Annotated in this window: 15 protein-coding genes; 10 read left to right on the top strand and 5 right to left on the bottom strand. The window is 39.1% G+C overall.

All coding sequences use genetic code 11. The features are described from left to right. Positions 1-250: 250 nt before the first annotated feature. From C4F49_RS13620 to C4F49_RS13655, 8 genes are all read left to right on the top strand, one after another. On the top strand, positions 251-709 hold the full coding sequence (locus C4F49_RS13620) for a DUF4172 domain-containing protein (RefSeq protein WP_196936394.1): 459 nt from the start codon (positions 251-253) through the stop codon (positions 707-709). Further along, positions 710-1,348: a Fic family protein gene (locus tag C4F49_RS13625; protein ID WP_262894795.1), complete on the top strand. Its 639-nt coding sequence runs from the start codon at positions 710-712 to the stop codon at positions 1,346-1,348. It abuts the gene before it with no gap. Between the two features lie 235 nt (positions 1,349-1,583). Next, the gene (locus C4F49_RS13630) at positions 1,584-1,967 is read left to right on the top strand and encodes a hypothetical protein (RefSeq protein ID WP_196936396.1); all 384 of its coding nucleotides are present in this window, start codon (positions 1,584-1,586) and stop codon (positions 1,965-1,967) included. Positions 1,968-1,991: 24 nt separating this feature from the next. Next, positions 1,992-2,840: a hypothetical protein gene (locus C4F49_RS13635; RefSeq protein ID WP_196936397.1), complete on the top strand. Its 849-nt coding sequence runs from the start codon at positions 1,992-1,994 to the stop codon at positions 2,838-2,840. A 163-nt stretch (positions 2,841-3,003) separates the two neighbouring features. Continuing rightward, entirely contained in the window at positions 3,004-3,291 is a 288-nt protein-coding gene (locus tag C4F49_RS13640; RefSeq protein WP_196936398.1) for a hypothetical protein, read from the top strand. Between the two features lie 99 nt (positions 3,292-3,390). Then, positions 3,391-4,023, top strand: a complete 633-nt coding sequence (locus tag C4F49_RS13645) for a hypothetical protein (protein ID WP_196936399.1) — start codon at positions 3,391-3,393, stop codon at positions 4,021-4,023. 133 nt (positions 4,024-4,156) lie between these two features. After that, positions 4,157-5,023 carry a helix-turn-helix domain-containing protein gene (locus C4F49_RS13650; RefSeq protein ID WP_196936400.1) on the top strand — a complete coding sequence of 289 codons (867 nt, stop codon included), beginning with the start codon at positions 4,157-4,159 and terminating at the stop codon, positions 5,021-5,023. 198 nt (positions 5,024-5,221) lie between these two features. Continuing rightward, positions 5,222-6,736, top strand: coding sequence for an acyl-CoA dehydrogenase family protein (locus tag C4F49_RS13655; RefSeq protein ID WP_196936401.1), 1,515 nt, complete (start codon positions 5,222-5,224; stop codon positions 6,734-6,736). 621 nt (positions 6,737-7,357) lie between these two features. Here the strand turns inward: C4F49_RS13655 and C4F49_RS13660 are convergent. From C4F49_RS13660 to C4F49_RS13670, 3 genes are all read right to left on the bottom strand, one after another. Beyond that, entirely contained in the window at positions 7,358-8,944 is a 1,587-nt protein-coding gene (locus C4F49_RS13660; protein WP_196936402.1) for a Na+/H+ antiporter, read from the bottom strand. A 240-nt stretch (positions 8,945-9,184) separates the two neighbouring features. Then, positions 9,185-10,015, bottom strand: coding sequence for an alpha/beta hydrolase (locus C4F49_RS13665; RefSeq protein ID WP_196936403.1), 831 nt, complete (start codon positions 10,013-10,015; stop codon positions 9,185-9,187). Positions 10,016-10,301: 286 nt separating this feature from the next. Further along, positions 10,302-10,532, bottom strand: a complete 231-nt coding sequence (locus C4F49_RS13670) for a hypothetical protein (RefSeq protein WP_196936404.1) — start codon at positions 10,530-10,532, stop codon at positions 10,302-10,304. Positions 10,533-11,307: 775 nt separating this feature from the next. Here C4F49_RS13670 and C4F49_RS13675 point away from each other — a divergent pair. Next, entirely contained in the window at positions 11,308-11,553 is a 246-nt protein-coding gene (locus C4F49_RS13675) for a hypothetical protein (RefSeq protein ID WP_196936405.1), read from the top strand. Positions 11,554-11,933: 380 nt separating this feature from the next. Further along, positions 11,934-12,323 carry a tudor domain-containing protein gene (locus C4F49_RS13680; protein WP_196936406.1) on the top strand — a complete coding sequence of 130 codons (390 nt, stop codon included), beginning with the start codon at positions 11,934-11,936 and terminating at the stop codon, positions 12,321-12,323. A gap of 81 nt (positions 12,324-12,404) precedes the next feature. On the opposite strand, the gene C4F49_RS13685 is transcribed toward C4F49_RS13680, so the two are convergent. Both C4F49_RS13685 and C4F49_RS13690 read right to left on the bottom strand, forming a co-directional pair. After that, positions 12,405-13,280, bottom strand: a complete 876-nt coding sequence (locus C4F49_RS13685) for an endonuclease/exonuclease/phosphatase family protein (RefSeq protein WP_196936407.1) — start codon at positions 13,278-13,280, stop codon at positions 12,405-12,407. 9 nt (positions 13,281-13,289) lie between these two features. Continuing rightward, on the bottom strand, positions 13,290-15,041 hold the full coding sequence (locus C4F49_RS13690; RefSeq protein ID WP_196936408.1) for a RagB/SusD family nutrient uptake outer membrane protein: 1,752 nt from the start codon (positions 15,039-15,041) through the stop codon (positions 13,290-13,292). Positions 15,042-15,044: the final 3 nt, after the last annotated feature.

Below are 15,044 nucleotides of genomic sequence, written 5' to 3' on the forward strand. Positions count from 1 at the left end.
TATCTCAATTCTGTATCCAAAATTAATATAGACGATTTATCAGACAATAAAATGTTATAAAATTGAATTTTATTTGTATTTATTTTTAAATAATACACTGATAATCAAACGTGGGCACTTTTTGTATCGGAAAATAATAACCCTCTGTTAGCTTAGATAACAGAGTAAATTTATTTGAGCCAAATAACCCTACTATTCGGCTCAGTTTTTCGTTATATTTGAGTTGAATAACTTATTTAATCAGCTCAACGTGTATAATTGGCAATATAAGGACTGGCCTAATTTTATCTATTCATTGAAGAATATCCAAAGAATAGCAATATCGTTTGCGGAAAAATTAGGGCACATTAAAGGTTTAAATGCCGGATTAAATGAAGATATAAAACAAGAGACCATTATTGAAATTCTTATTTCTGAAGCGTTAAAAACTTCCGAAATAGAAGGAGAATATCTAAGTCGCACGGATGTGATGTCTTCTATCAAGCGTAATTTAGGATTAATAGACAATACAAAAGTTGTTGATAAGCGTGTCGCTGGTGTCACCGAATTGATGACTAAAGTTAGGACATCATATAAAAGTGAATTGTCCACAACAATGATTTTGGATTGGCACAAAATGCTGATGGAATCATTTGGCAAAATAAATGCCGGACAATGGCGCATAGGCGATGAACCTATGCAAGTAATTTCAGGAGCTTATGGAAAGTAAATTGTCCATTTCGAAGCTCCAACATCCGCGGATGTTCCTCAAGAAATGGAAAAGTTCGTGCAATGGTTTAATAACGATGATTTATCAACGTTAGATATCGTGACAAAATCTTTGGTCAAATCATCAATTGCACATTTGTATTTCGAAAGTATTCATCCCTTTGAAGATGGCAATGGGCGCTTTGGCCGTGCTTTGGCTGAATATGCTTTATCATCAACCTTACGAAGTCCAGTTTTATTATCGATTTCAAAAGTGATTGATAAAAATAAGACGCGGTATTATGACGCTTTGAAATCTGCTCAATCAAGTCTTGAAATCAGCATGTGGATTGACTATTTCGCACAAGTTATTTTAGACGCACAAATTGACGCAATACAATTGGTGGAATTTACCGTGAAAAAAGTTCTATTCTTCGATAGATTTAAAGGCTTGTTAAATGAAAGGGAATTCAAGGTCATTAGCCGGATGTTTGAAGCAGGAGTTGAAGGATTTAAAGGAGGGATGACAGCTAAAAAATATTGCATTATCACGAAAACCTCTAAAGCTACAGCTACTAGAGATTTACAGCATTTAAGAGAGATTTTTGCTTTAAATGTTGCAGGAGCAGGCAGGTCTGTTCGGTATGAGTTGGTTTTGTAGACTTTTTTCTGATTCAACATATTATAATGTTGTGCTTTTAAAATCTGTTCCAATAAAAATCCAATTACTCTAACTCAACCTAAAGCTATATCTTCATTTCCCAAATTCCTTTTCTCCAACATAAACTAAAAATACCTCCAAGTGGGTATTTTTCTTTAAGTGGCTATGTCCTAACTTTGAGCCAAGTTATTATCCGTAAAAAACATTTTATTAACCTTTTGAGTAAATTATTTCTATGAAAGCTAAATATCTAGGATTATTGATTTTTATCCCTATTATTCTATTCTTGCAAAGTTGTGAAAAGCTGGATGATTTATTTGCCGAAGACGGCAACTTGATTATCGCTGCGGATAATACAACATCCGATAGAGGTGCTTTTTCCATTAAGATTGATGGCGTAATGGCTGGTTCATTTGTGCTAGAGCCAAATTATCGTGCATCTTTTGTCAGTTGTGATGATGATTTAGTCAGCGTATCCCAAACGCCGAATGTATCTATCGTAACTTCAGTAGCGAAAGGGAAACATAAGGTTGAATTGGTCAGCCATGGCGATAATGAGGTCGTCGTTTCTTGGGATATTACGGTCAACGGTTGCCAGAAACTCACCGCAATTTTTTAAGTATCAACGATCATTTCTAAGCATATGAAAAGAAGAAAATTTATTCAATCGATAGCGGCGGTGCCTGTATTAATCTCCTTGCCGAAATTAGTTAAATCGCAAACTGTTACGGCACTTAACTTTTATGGTGTTTACAAAAATGAGAAATTAGGAGCTGACAAGACTGTTCATTTGCATATTTACGGCGTAGAAAGTGTCGCCTCATTTAAAAGCAATTCTTCCCAAAAGGAAATAGGTTTCTGTGTTGGCACAGGTGATTCAGTTAAGACAACAAAGTTTAAAATATACAAAAATGATGTTCGCACGCTGAAATCTTCTGACGGTGAAGAAGTGCTGTATGAGAATTTCTTAGCTGAAAATTCGGAGGACTTGGCAGATAATTATGGGATATTTCAAAAACGAAACGGGAAAAACGTGTTGGATTTTGGGTTCGAAGGCTTTGATTTTAACCATGGCAACAGTGAGCCAACAGCTTATGTGTTTAATAAAAACGGCAATATTCTAATCACGCTTGAGCCTGAGCGCAAAGCGTCTAGCGAAACGGATAATATGGATTGTTTCCTGACATCGGCATGTGTCTATCACAAAGGCCTAGATGATAAGTGCTATGAATTGGAAACCTTAAGGTCACTAAGAGAAACGTATATGAAACCCATTCCGCAGTATAACAGCATGCTTTCCGAATATAAAGTCATTGCGCCAGCCATGCTGGAAAATATTTATCGAGCGGAGAATAAAAGCGATATTTTAGAATGCATTTACGAACAATTGGTCGTGCCTTCTATCCACCTTGTCGAGCAAAATAAATTAGACGAAGCTGTGGCTTATTATGCAGAATTTGTGCACGTAATGCAAGAGGAATATTTAAATTAAACCGCCTGTTCTTATTAAGTACAGATAGGGGTTAACTTTGTGAAGAGTTTTTTTTTAAAGCAGATAGCCCAAGGTGTAATAGTCTGAAAAGCGAAAAATGTTAGCTTAAATGGTCTTGATTATCGTACTAATCAATATATTTGTGCAATCAAACCTATTAACCATGAATAACGCAACAGCTTTACTGCTTATTTGCCTAAGCTCTACTTTTAATATTTCATGTAATGATGCAGTAATTATAGAAACACAAAGTGCCGATTCTGTTGTAGTCGAATTAACCGCCGATGTCCAAAACCTACCGAAAACGAGCGCAAGTACTAAATCTACTATCACCGATATTGCATTGCCAGATTTAGATTCCGGAGGAGTTCCTGAAGCCGAGTTTCCCAAAAGTTTTGTCCCATTGAACAAGCCCTTAGACGCCAGTTTTGACAGGGTAATATTTAATTAAGATATGCATGACTTCAAATCAGTTGTTATCAATTTCAAGACCTGAATGTGCTGGAATATGCTAGCAATTGATATATTTGGGTAATCAAATCTAAACATCATGAATAAAGCAACCGCCTTCCTACTATCAATCGGCATAAGCTCCATGTTTGTTGTTTCATGCAACAGCGAAAAAAAAGCAAAGACAACAGGCAAAGATTCTTCTGCTGTCGTATCAACAGCAGAGGATATAAAGCCAAACGATACTGCTGTAGATTCTACTTTTAACATCAACAAAATTGCCGTCTCCGAAATGGAATTAGGAACATTTCCATATATCGAGTTTCCAAAAGGAATGGTGCCATTGAACAAACCTTTGCTAAGAGATTTCGACAAAATATTTTTTCCTCTCGAAGGCGTGATGACTCCTGTCGAAGGTAGGTCATGGAAATCATTCGTCACCGCGGAGAACGGAAAAGAATTTTCGTTGCCATTATTTGAGAAAAGCTATGAAGAGGCAATTCTGAAATTAGGCGCTGTCAACGTATTTGACGGCAAAGTCAGTAAGGCGGAACTAGACCGCATAAACGACCAAGCAACTTATTTTGGAGAAGAAGGCTCTTTAAATTACAATAACTCTATCACAAAAGCGTATGTTATCCGCCGTACGAATGGGGATGATGTGTATATCCAATTTGCAGGTTATTCTGCAGGAGGAGCTATTCAAATCCTACAAAAGGAAGCAACAAAATAGGTTTCTGAGAAATTGTATATACACGTAAGCATGGTTCAGCTTCTGCGCCATGCTTTTCTATTGAAGCTAAATCTCATAGCCAATAATCAATTTTAGATTTCCTTTCTGGAAAATAGATATCTTTGTTAGCAACATGGACAACCAAGTAAATGCGGACGAATTTGTAGAACGGTTTATGACCGGGGATTTGGGGCATCTTCAGTATCAACAGCTTCCGGTCAAAATTTTCAAGATAAGTGAAATCGCGCCTTTTATCAAAGTGCCGACTCCACCGATTCTATTGGGGTATAACCTGATTGTTCACCTCACGGAAGGTTTTTTTAATCATCAGATTGGGCCTAGGGAATTTATTGTCAATGCTCCTGCGGTGTTGATTAGCAATTATGGGAATGTGTCGACGATTAAATCAGTTAGTAAATCTGCCGAAGGCTATTGCGTATTGATTAAGGAGGAGGCGATGACTTCCATTTTCCGAGAGCAAGAAATCCTCAATATCTTTACGATTGCGCCTTTGTTAAATCTATCGGATGAAGACAACGAAGATTTAGCTAATTTATTGAGTCAATTATTTAAAGAACTGCGTAACGAAGACCCTTATCTGCAATTATCCGAAAGTCTATTAAAATCACTTCTGCTGAAAATCATTAAACTTTCTGCTTCGCACAAAGTGCTTAATCGAAAGCAAGAAATCGCTATGACATTCAAGAAGCTTGTTCATCAGCATTTCAAAGAGCAGAAAAGTCTAAGTTTCTACGCCGATAAGTTGGCTGTGTCGACCAACTATTTGAATCGTTGCGTTTATGATGTCTTTAAAAAATCATCCAAAGATTTAATCCTCGAAGTCTTGATTATGCATAGCCAACTCTTACTGCATGAATCGACTAAAACCGTAACGGATATCTGTTATGAGCTCAATTTTTCGGAACCTTCTTACTTTTCCCGAATCTTTAAAAAGAAAGTCGGTATGTCTCCGGCTGCTTATCGGGAATCGATAAAATAATACCAATTGGCACGATTTGTCCTATATATTGTGCTCGAATTAATAAAGCCACCGCTTCTTTACTGCGTAAATTTGTAGTAACCCATAGCTATCAAGTCGGTATAATCGATTTATAAACGGTTGATGCAGTGATTAGATGCGTGCATCTACGCTAATCAGCAGTTCCAATGGGATTTTTAAATACTAAAACAGTAAAAGATGCTTAATTACACAGAAGAAGTACCGGTTCAGCCTATTGATGCTTACATCAAATCCATGAAGGATAGGTTTCATAGCCTATTTAATGTGGAATATAATTTTAATAATTTAAGTCTTCAGCGAGGTCTGCCAAAGCCTTTTCTGGATGAAATTATGGCATTAAAACCTTTATCAGTCGCTATTCCTTCTGAATTTGGTGGAAGAGGAGTGAAAGTTGCGGAATGTTTGCGCGTGCTTTCGGCAGCTTCTTACGAGTCTTTGTCGCTATCTCTGATATTTGGGATTAACATCGCTTTGTTCTTAGAGCCTTTGGCAAAATATGGCAACCCATTGATTCAAGAGAAAGTTTTTCAGGATTTTTTGCAGAATAAAGCGATGGGTGGGTTGATGATTACCGAACCTGCATACGGAAGCGACGCATTAAATATGCGCACGTCGTACGCAGAACATGCAAACGGGTATCACATGAAGGGACAAAAACACTGGCAAGGCTTGACTGGCGATGCTAACTATTGGTTAGTCGCTGCGCGCAAGAAAAATCCAAGTGGCGACCTGATGCGCGACGTTGATTTTATGATGACCGAAAATGGAATTCCTTCGCAGAAAATCCATGTCAGCAGAAAATACAATAACTTAGGTTTGTATGCTATTCCTTACGGAATCAATGATATTGATGTTCAAGTGCCTTTAACACATCGCTTGACCCCAGAATCTACAGGTATCAAAATGATGTTGGATATTTTGCACCGTAGCCGTTTGCAGTTCCCAGGAATGGCTGCTGGATTTATCAAACGCCTGATGGATGAAACGCTGGCTCATTGTGCGAATCGTCAGGTTTCTGGCGCTAAGCTGCATGAAATGGATTCCGTTAAGTTTCAGTTATCGCGCTTGCAGGCTTCCTTCACATTGGCTTCTGCCATGTGCGCCTACAGCACAACAATCAGCAGCATCCATACGGATTTAGCAACGCATGGCGTAGACGCGAATAGCGTAAAAGCGTTGGTGACTGACTTGATGCAAGAATCTGCTCAGATTGCCTTGCAATTAGCTGGCGCGAATGGATACCGTCTGGACCATATTGCAGGTCGTGGCGTTGTGGATAGCCGTCCTTTCCAGATTTTCGAAGGTTCGAATGAAATGCTTTATGCACAAATTGCCGAAGGCGTTTTGAAATCAATGAAGAAAGCGAAAGAAACGAATTTCTTGCAGTTCTTAAAGCAATATAACCTAACAAAAAACGCAGCAGGGGAGTTTGCGGCAAGTTTAAACTTCAGCTTAAGCGATTCCATCAAACAGCGCGATTTAGTCGTCTTAGGTAGAATTATCGCGCGCGTGGTTTGTTTTCAGTTCGTGATGGATGTAAACAATAAAGGTTTCGATAACGAAATGACTTCAATCACTCGTCAACATATGAATATGGATATCTCCATGCTTGTCGGTCAATTAAACAGCGCAACAAATTGTTCTCCTGTAATGGCCTATGAAGAAAATAGCGATTGGACGAGGTTTATTTAGGATTTTCAAAGTCAAACGCTTCGCAAAGTAAAAAGTAAAAATTCAAAAGTAAAAAAGCCTTTCTGGGGGTTATGTGATGGCTAGTATGATTAATTCATTACTAGCCATTATTAATTCTATCAAGTTGCTGTTCCCCCTCGGGGGTTAGGGGGATATGCTATTCAGGATGTTCCGTAGGGTCATCCTGAATTAATGATAAAAGCGGATTTGCAATCCGCTCTAGGATTCGGGATTGCAAATCCCGTTTATTTGAAGTTCGACATCTCCCTGCTTCGCAAAGTAAAAAGTAAAAATTCAAAAGTAAAAAAACTTTCTAGGGGTTATGTGATGGCTAGTATGATTAATTCATCACTAGCCATTATTAATTCTATCAAGTTGCTGTTCCCCCTCGGGGGTTAGGGGGATATGCTATTCAGGATGTTCCGTAGGGGCATCCTGAATTAATGATAAAAGCGGATGTGCAATCCGCTCTATTATTCGGGATTGAAAATCCAGTTTAAATAAGGTTCGAACTATCAAATTACTTGTCAATCTGAGTGTAACGAAGATTCTCGGCTTTAGATACTTCGCTGCGCTCAGCACGACAACTGAAAATCAGCTTACAGCCTTACCGCCTAAAACCTACACAATCTTCAGTCGCTCTTCTTCCAAATCCAATTGATAGAGCTGCTGGCGGATAATCTCTTCGTTAATCGATAAGTCTTTATTGATTTCATTCAACAGTTCGCGCTGGCTTTGAAGCATCTCGATAAACAAGGTTTTGGTCTTCTCGTTCATCCAATCTTCTTCATTCGTCTCAGTCCGTTCTTCCCACATTTTGACTATGCGCTGGACGGATCTATTGTCGTGCAAATCACTGTCATAGCGAGTCTTTAGAAAATGATAGATATGCTCCTTAAGCTGATGCTTGATTTTTTTGCGCACGCGCTCTTCTTCATCTTCATTCGTTCCATAAACGGTATACATTTTAATCCGTTTGATCAGATAGGGCAGGGTCAGGCCTTGAACTACCAGCGTCACCAAAATAACCACGAACGTAATAAAGAGAATCAAATTACGATGCGGAAACGGGAATCCGTTATCTAGGTATACAGGGATTGATAATGCGGCGGCTAGCGAAACAACTCCGCGCATGCCTGTCCATCCTAAAAACAAAGGCATGTAATACCTTAAATTCCTGGAGCCCATCCGAGGCGCGACGCTCGGACGAAAGATCAGTGTGCTGATCATGGCTGCATAGGAACTGATTATCCGCGCCAGGATCAAGACTAAAGTCACCAATAAACCATAACCGATGGCTGTTTTGATCGGGATGCCTTCCGTACGCAATCCTTCAGTAATTTCAGGAAGTTCCAGCCCGATAATAAAGAAGACCATCCCATTGAGGATAAAAACAAAGCTTTCCCAAACGCTATAGCCTTTTATGCGGCTTGCGCTGTTGAGAAAGATCATCCGTTTTGCCGATAGGTATAAGCCACCAGCCACAACGGCTAAGACACCCGAAGCATGCACTTGCTCCGCAATCCAATACATAAAATAAGGCTCAACAAGCGTTAGCGCAATATCGGAGGGTGCATCAGTAGGCAAATTTTTATGCGCTTGCACAAATAGCCAGGCCAATATCAAGCCGATTGCGATACCGCCAAGCACCATCCAGAAAAAGTCCATGGTGGCTTCTTGCCAGATAAATTGCCCTGTGCCGACTGCGACCAAGGCAAAACGGAAAATAATCAGCGATGATGCGTCATTCAGCAAGCTTTCGCCCTCTAAAATTGCAGACGTAGATTTTGGGATTTTTACAAACTTCATGATCGCGCCCGTGCTGACCGCATCAGGGGGCGAAACAATGCCTCCTAGCAGAAAACCTAAGGCAATCGTAAACCCTGGGATCAGGTGGTTCACTGTAATGGCTACAGAAAATGCTGTAAAGAACACTACTAAAAAGGCAAAGCTTCCGATAATCCGCCACCATTTCTTCATTTCCTTAAATGAAATGGTCCATGCCGCTTCGAAAAGGAGCGGCGGCAAAAAGATAAAGAAAATCAGGTCTGGATTAATGCGCAAAATCGGTAATCCCGGTATAAAGCTGATCAATAAACCAGCGATGACCAACAGGATGGGGTATGCAACCTTTAATTTAGTCGCCAACATCTGCAATAAGACAATTGCTACAATGATCGCCAATAAAAAGGGTAAAATAGTATGCATAAAAAAGAAACGGTGTTTTAGAGTTAAATGCTAATTAATATTAGCCAAATCTAGTCAATTGCTTTGAAATTTTTTATAGTAGTAATTAATTGTTAACATAGTTTTTAACGTAGAAATCGTGCAACGAGAGAAAAGATCGTAAAAGCAAAAATCCCTAGTGATATAGGGATTTGATTATTTGTCATTTGTTGAGAAACTTTGAGCAATCACTCCTAGAGATTGATAGCACGAGCTATCAATTTAAGCAAAGCCCATGCTGACGAGCCAATCTGTAAACTGTTCGAACCAATGATCGACCGGCAATCCTTGTGTTTTGCTCGCAAACCCATGTTCTCCTTTGTTAAAAGCGTGCAGTTCGGCTGGCGCATTCGCTTCGACCCATTTCTGATAAAATTTTACAGCATTTGTATTAAATCCAAAATTGTCGTTCTGTGCAACAGCAATAAACAATGGGCAGGCTTTTTGAGGGACGGGTAAATTCATTAATATTTCTAGAAATGGATAGATCGGTGCACAAAACAAGGCTTTATGTTCGGTTGATAAGCCAAGCGCAGCAGTCAATGTGCCTCCGGCAGAAAATCCGATCGCACCAATCTTTTTTTTGTTTATTTTAAGTTCTTTCGCGTGGTTTACTAAATAGCTCATAGCCGTTTTTCCGTCTTCGATGGCCGAATCTAATTGCGGTCCGAAAAGTTGGTCCAGCTTCGTGAAATTTTCTTTGTCCTTGTAGACCTTTTTTATCGGATAATTTTTATCAATTGAAATCACGCGATATTTTAATAGCGCAGTCGTATAACCTAAAGCGGTTAGCTTTTCCGCAACATAAAGCCCTTCTTCATCGATGTATAAGGAATGAAATGCGCCTCCTGGAATCACCAAGATGCTGATGCCGTTGTCCACCGATTGGTCGGGCCGATAAATCGTCATGCTCGGACTGCTCGTATTGATTAAAATTCGGCTTTTTAGCTTTCCGTTGTGGGTAATTGTTCGCTCTGCGTCTTTCTCGTTAGACGTGTTGGTTCCTTTGAAGGTTAGTTGGATAAACTCTTCTGCATTGCTTTTTATTGCCATAAATAATCTATTTGATTTTATTAATATAAATATTAACTAAGAGATTATCTAAAATTATAAAATATTATAGCCTTTCCGAAAATAATTTTTCAAAATATTCTGCTAGCAAATTGCAGAACACGCTTTCGACAATGTCCGTCGAGCGATTGGGAGATTTTTGCCCATTTGAATGAGAAGCTCTTACCCCAGGTACTCTATTCGGCTATCTGGGGTAAGAGCTCAAGTTCGTAGAGCAAAGTGCACTTTTATTCTTCAATAAAGATTGCAGCCTGACTTATCCACAAGCCTATGAATTTGTCCGTGTTGGAAATACAAAAACTTGGCTATGCTTGTTGTGCTTGTTTTTGCCTTTTTTGGCTTTTTTCTTTTGCCCCGGTGCGAATGGGCGAGCTGATTTTGCGCGCTTTACTTTTTTCTCATGTCCTGGAGGCATAGGTCTTCCTCGGTGAGGCGTAATGCAGGAGGCCATAAATGCAATGCTTGTAAGTAGCATGATATAAACAAAGTATTTTTTCATCATTTTTCATTTAAGTCAAAAACTGAACCAAGTTGGTCTTGATAAGCATATTTTTATCCTGAAAATATCTTATTATTAACCAATGTTTAACGTCTATGTGACCAAAAGGATTCGTTTTGGTTTAATGAATACTAAAAGCTAGTAAGTTTTTAATGGAATCGCCTAGTTGTTAGTGAAGTTTATATGGATTTATTTTTATTCAAAAAATAAATCCAATCAGCGTTTATCATCGTATCTGTTTATAAGTGCAATTTGTTATTGGGGCCGTAAACTACATAAGTAGGATGCGGTTTATTGATTTTTGGTGTAAATAGATGTTTAAACGTATTAATTTAAATATTCGTAAGTTCTTGTGAATTAGGGATTTTTTTGTTAAATTTCCCGCGCAAAATTATGCGAACGAAGGATTGATTCCATCGCGCTTTAAACGTGGAAAGTTGGGATTTGTTTTACGGCGTATTGTTTTCACTAAGTTATATTATTAAGACTAAAGTTTCAAATTTATTGTGAGAAAAAACAAGGTTTAAAAAACTTGATAATTTGATTTTTAATGAACGCTAGTTACTAAATCTGATAAATAATCAATAGCAGTAGGTCGATTTTGTAGAAAGTACTTATTGTGTTACAAAACCCAAAATTGGCACGTTTTAGAAATGATGGCATGAAAATTTCAATGCAAATAAGGATTATTGATCAGATTATTAATTAATGTGGGCAAGATTTCAATTATGAAATTGGTAATTTTTTGAAATAATCGTTCGCAGAAGTGAAATATATGAAGGTAAAGTTATTGAAAAAAGTAAGAAAAGAATATCATATCCATTATTTTCCGAAAGGTACTCCTGTGTATGATTTTGGTGTTTATGATATAGATTTTTATCATTTAGCGGGTAAAAATTGGTCCTCAAGTGATTTTGACACTACAAAAAATGAATGTATTGACAGGTTATTAGACATTTTGCGGGCTGAATATCCGAATCTTGGGTACCATAATAGAGCGAACAGCCAATTAATAAATTAATTGTAGCTCAAAGTTTACAAATAGGTCTTTAAAGTCTTTTGTGCGAGGAATTTTTTATACTTTCTCAAGATTTATTGAAAAACAACTGTTTTCTCAAGCTTCTCTGCGACTTTCAAATTCTACGATAAAATTACCCTAATATCTCATTGATTGTCTTAACAATTTAACTCGTCAAAACCTAGAATTTGGCAAGCAAACTTTTTTGTGATTATCCATGTTAAATTTTGAGATAACCCAAATTAGGATTTGACAATAAAATCGTTAGCGCTCTAATTTATTCCCATCTTTTTAGTCAACAGAAGTTGATGTTTTAGTTAACTTATTGTTAACTCAATCGCAAAATCTTTCGTGTGTGGCATACAATTTGTTTAACGCAACTTATGAAAAAACTTAAACCTTTACTTATTATAGCATTACTTGCTACGATAGCTCCTTTCTTTTTTGGAAGTTGTAGCTCTGACGATAACCCAGCTCCAGACGGGAAAAACAAAGTCACTTACCGGATTGTCGGTTCTTCTGATGTCAATATCACCACAGTCGTTTTCTACGATGGATCTTCATCTCCTGTAACGAGATCAGGCGATTTCGGTGCAACTTGGGAAAGCGACGAAGTAACCGTAGAATCTTCTCGCACGATCATCTCCGCGAATGGAATAGGAGCGACTGATGCATCGACGTTGAAAGCGGAAATCTGGATCGATGGCAAATTGGCTAAAGAAAATACAGTTTCCATTGGAAAAGTGCTATCCACAACATTATCGCTCAACTAAGAAGAAATCTTCTTCACGAGCATATAAAAGCAGGAATGAACATAGGTTCATTCCTGCTTTTTGTTTGATGTGTTATGTGAGTTAGTTCATCAAAGAAAGCTCGACATATATCGGATAGTGATCGGAGATATAATGAGATAAATCATTTTTGAGGACTATGCTTTTCGTCACTGCTTTCGCAGCGGTCGGATTGCACCATAAGAAATCAATCCGCTTTTGGATTCCTTTATCGGACTCTTTGATTTTTCCGTTCCCGTCTTTGAACGTGGGAACGCTCCCTGTGAATTCTTTGTTCGTCAGATAGTATGAATCAACAAAACCGGCTTCCTTTAATTTGCCTAAGACCGTATAATCGATTTCTTGGTTGTTCAAATTTCGGATATGCGCATTTTTTTCTTCGCTAGCGACCATGGCGGCGAGCGCGTCTTGACCGTAATGTGCCTGGTCGGCGGCATCCAATGAATTAAAATCGCCCATGATTAAAATAGGTTCGTTCGGAGGCAATTCTTTGGCTTGAGCCAAAATATAGTGCACCTCTTCCAAACGCTTTTTATAACTGAAGGGAGAGAAATGGATCACAAAAATATGGATTCCCTTCACCTTGGCATAAATGTAACTGTGCCACATGTTTTCCGTGACTTTCTTAAAATTCAGCAAAGGGGCCTTTGAGGTCAGCGCGACTGGAAATCCTTCTTCTTTTGATTGCAAGGCATAAGGATGCCCGTAACTGTTGGATAAGCCTTCCAACGTTTTCTGCGTCCAACCATTCATTTCTTGCGTTGCAATGATATCTGGATCTAGCGAAGCGATCAGCTGCTTATACCGATCGATCGTTGTCGAATCTTTTTGCAGTCCATACAAGACATTGTACGAAAGTATCTTGACTTTTTCTTGCGCAAAAGTGACCTTGCTCACGAAGAGCAAGAACAAAAGCGCATAGCATGTGTAATTTTTCATCTGCATCTGTTATGTACCGGTCTGATCCCAGCCCGGATTCTGTGTAAGGTTTTTGTTTAATTGAAGTTCTTGCGTAGGTATTGGATAGAAATAATCTTTCTGTTCATCCCATTTCTTCAGAATATCAGGTAGGTTCACTATGCGTCCGCCACTAGTGCCATTTTCAAGTACCAATTCGCCCAGTTTTTGATATTGAACTCCTGGTAATCGGGTAGGCGTGGTGCCTTCATAAATGACGAGATCAAGCTTTCCGTCTTTGTCCAGGTCATACTGTCCAACGCCTGGAAAGTACATCCCATAGAATGGTTTTTCCAATCGTGCTCCCTCTTTCCAGCGCAATAGGTCTCTATAGCGATGGCCTTCTTTTACTAATTCGATACGTCTTTCCCTTCTGATCTCTAAAATCACACCTTCATTAGCTCCTTTCGTTGAATTTGCATATTCGGTTCTCAGGTAATTATCTGGATTTGAATTGGCCGCTTGCAGATCAAGATTCGGCATGTCCACACGGTCGCGCAATAATTTGATGCTCTTATCGATATCTGCTTGCGTGAGCGTTCCTAGTTCAGCTTTTGCTTCTGCAAAGTTGAGCAATACCTCTGCATACCGAAATATAGGCATGTCATTCGTGGATTGCCCTGCATCAAAAGTCGAAGCGAGCACATATTTGATGTATTGGTAGCCCGTTACCGAGGTGGCAAAATCAGGAACAGAGGTCTCTGCCGAGCCGATCCGTTTGTAGCCCGGTGTGCGAACTGTTTGGGATAGGCGAGGATCGCGGTTTTGCATTTCTTCGAAAAACTGCATTGTCTGGTAGTTATTGATATCGGTAAAGCGTGTGCCATCTTTCATCAAATAGCTATTAACAAGCGATTTTTGCATGCCCGGCCGTCCATAGGAAGCCGAAAGGATGTAGAAATTCGCAGAATGTACATAGGGAACCGCAGCATTGTATTGGCGAGCTAAGATCATTTCCGAAGTAATGGCATCCTCGGCGATGAACAATTCATGATAGGCCGTCGTAGCATTGCTTTTGTAAACCGAGTATACGCCCGAATTGATCAGTTCTTCAGAAGCTTTCGCAGCTTCTTCAAGGATGGGTTCCCAATCGCCTAATCCATGGTATTTTCTAAAGGTTCCTTCGAAAAGGCACATCCTTGATTTTAGGGCTAAAGCAGTCCATTTCGTGATCAGCTGCCCGCTCTTTGCCGTTTGGCCATTTGCAATTGCGAAATCAATGTCTTCTAGCATGTTCGAAAAAACAAGCTTTCTGGAATCTCTAGTTTTGAATAAGCCTTCATCGTCAATTTCAAGCACAGAGTCATACCAAGGCACATCGCCAAAACGGACAATCTTGTCAAAGTAAAAGTAAGCTCTAAAAAATCGCGCAATGCCATCGTATTTCAAGCGCGCAGCTTCATCTTGGCATTTATGCGAATTTTCAAGGTAGAAATTGATCTGGCGAAGCTCGGTCCAGGTCCATCCAGCTCCGCTAGAAGGTGTTTCGCGCGTTCCGCGGATTTCGCTTGCCAAGGTGTTGCGAGCCTCGTCGTCTGCTTGATTTGGGGTATTGTAATGTATAGCCAAGGCATCCGGAAGTTCGGTATAAAAGGCATTGGTGTAATTCTGTAGCTCAGCCGCTGTCAAGAAATAATTTTCAGGAGCAAGTTCAGATAATGGATATCTTTCTAAATAATCATCGTTACAAGCCGATAATCCTAAGGCTAGTAAACTTATCGCAAATACTTTATATGTTTTCATAGT

It is taken from the genome of Sphingobacterium hungaricum (assembly GCF_015210005.1).
GTDB classification, from domain to species: Bacteria; Bacteroidota; Bacteroidia; order Sphingobacteriales; family Sphingobacteriaceae; genus Sphingobacterium; species Sphingobacterium hungaricum.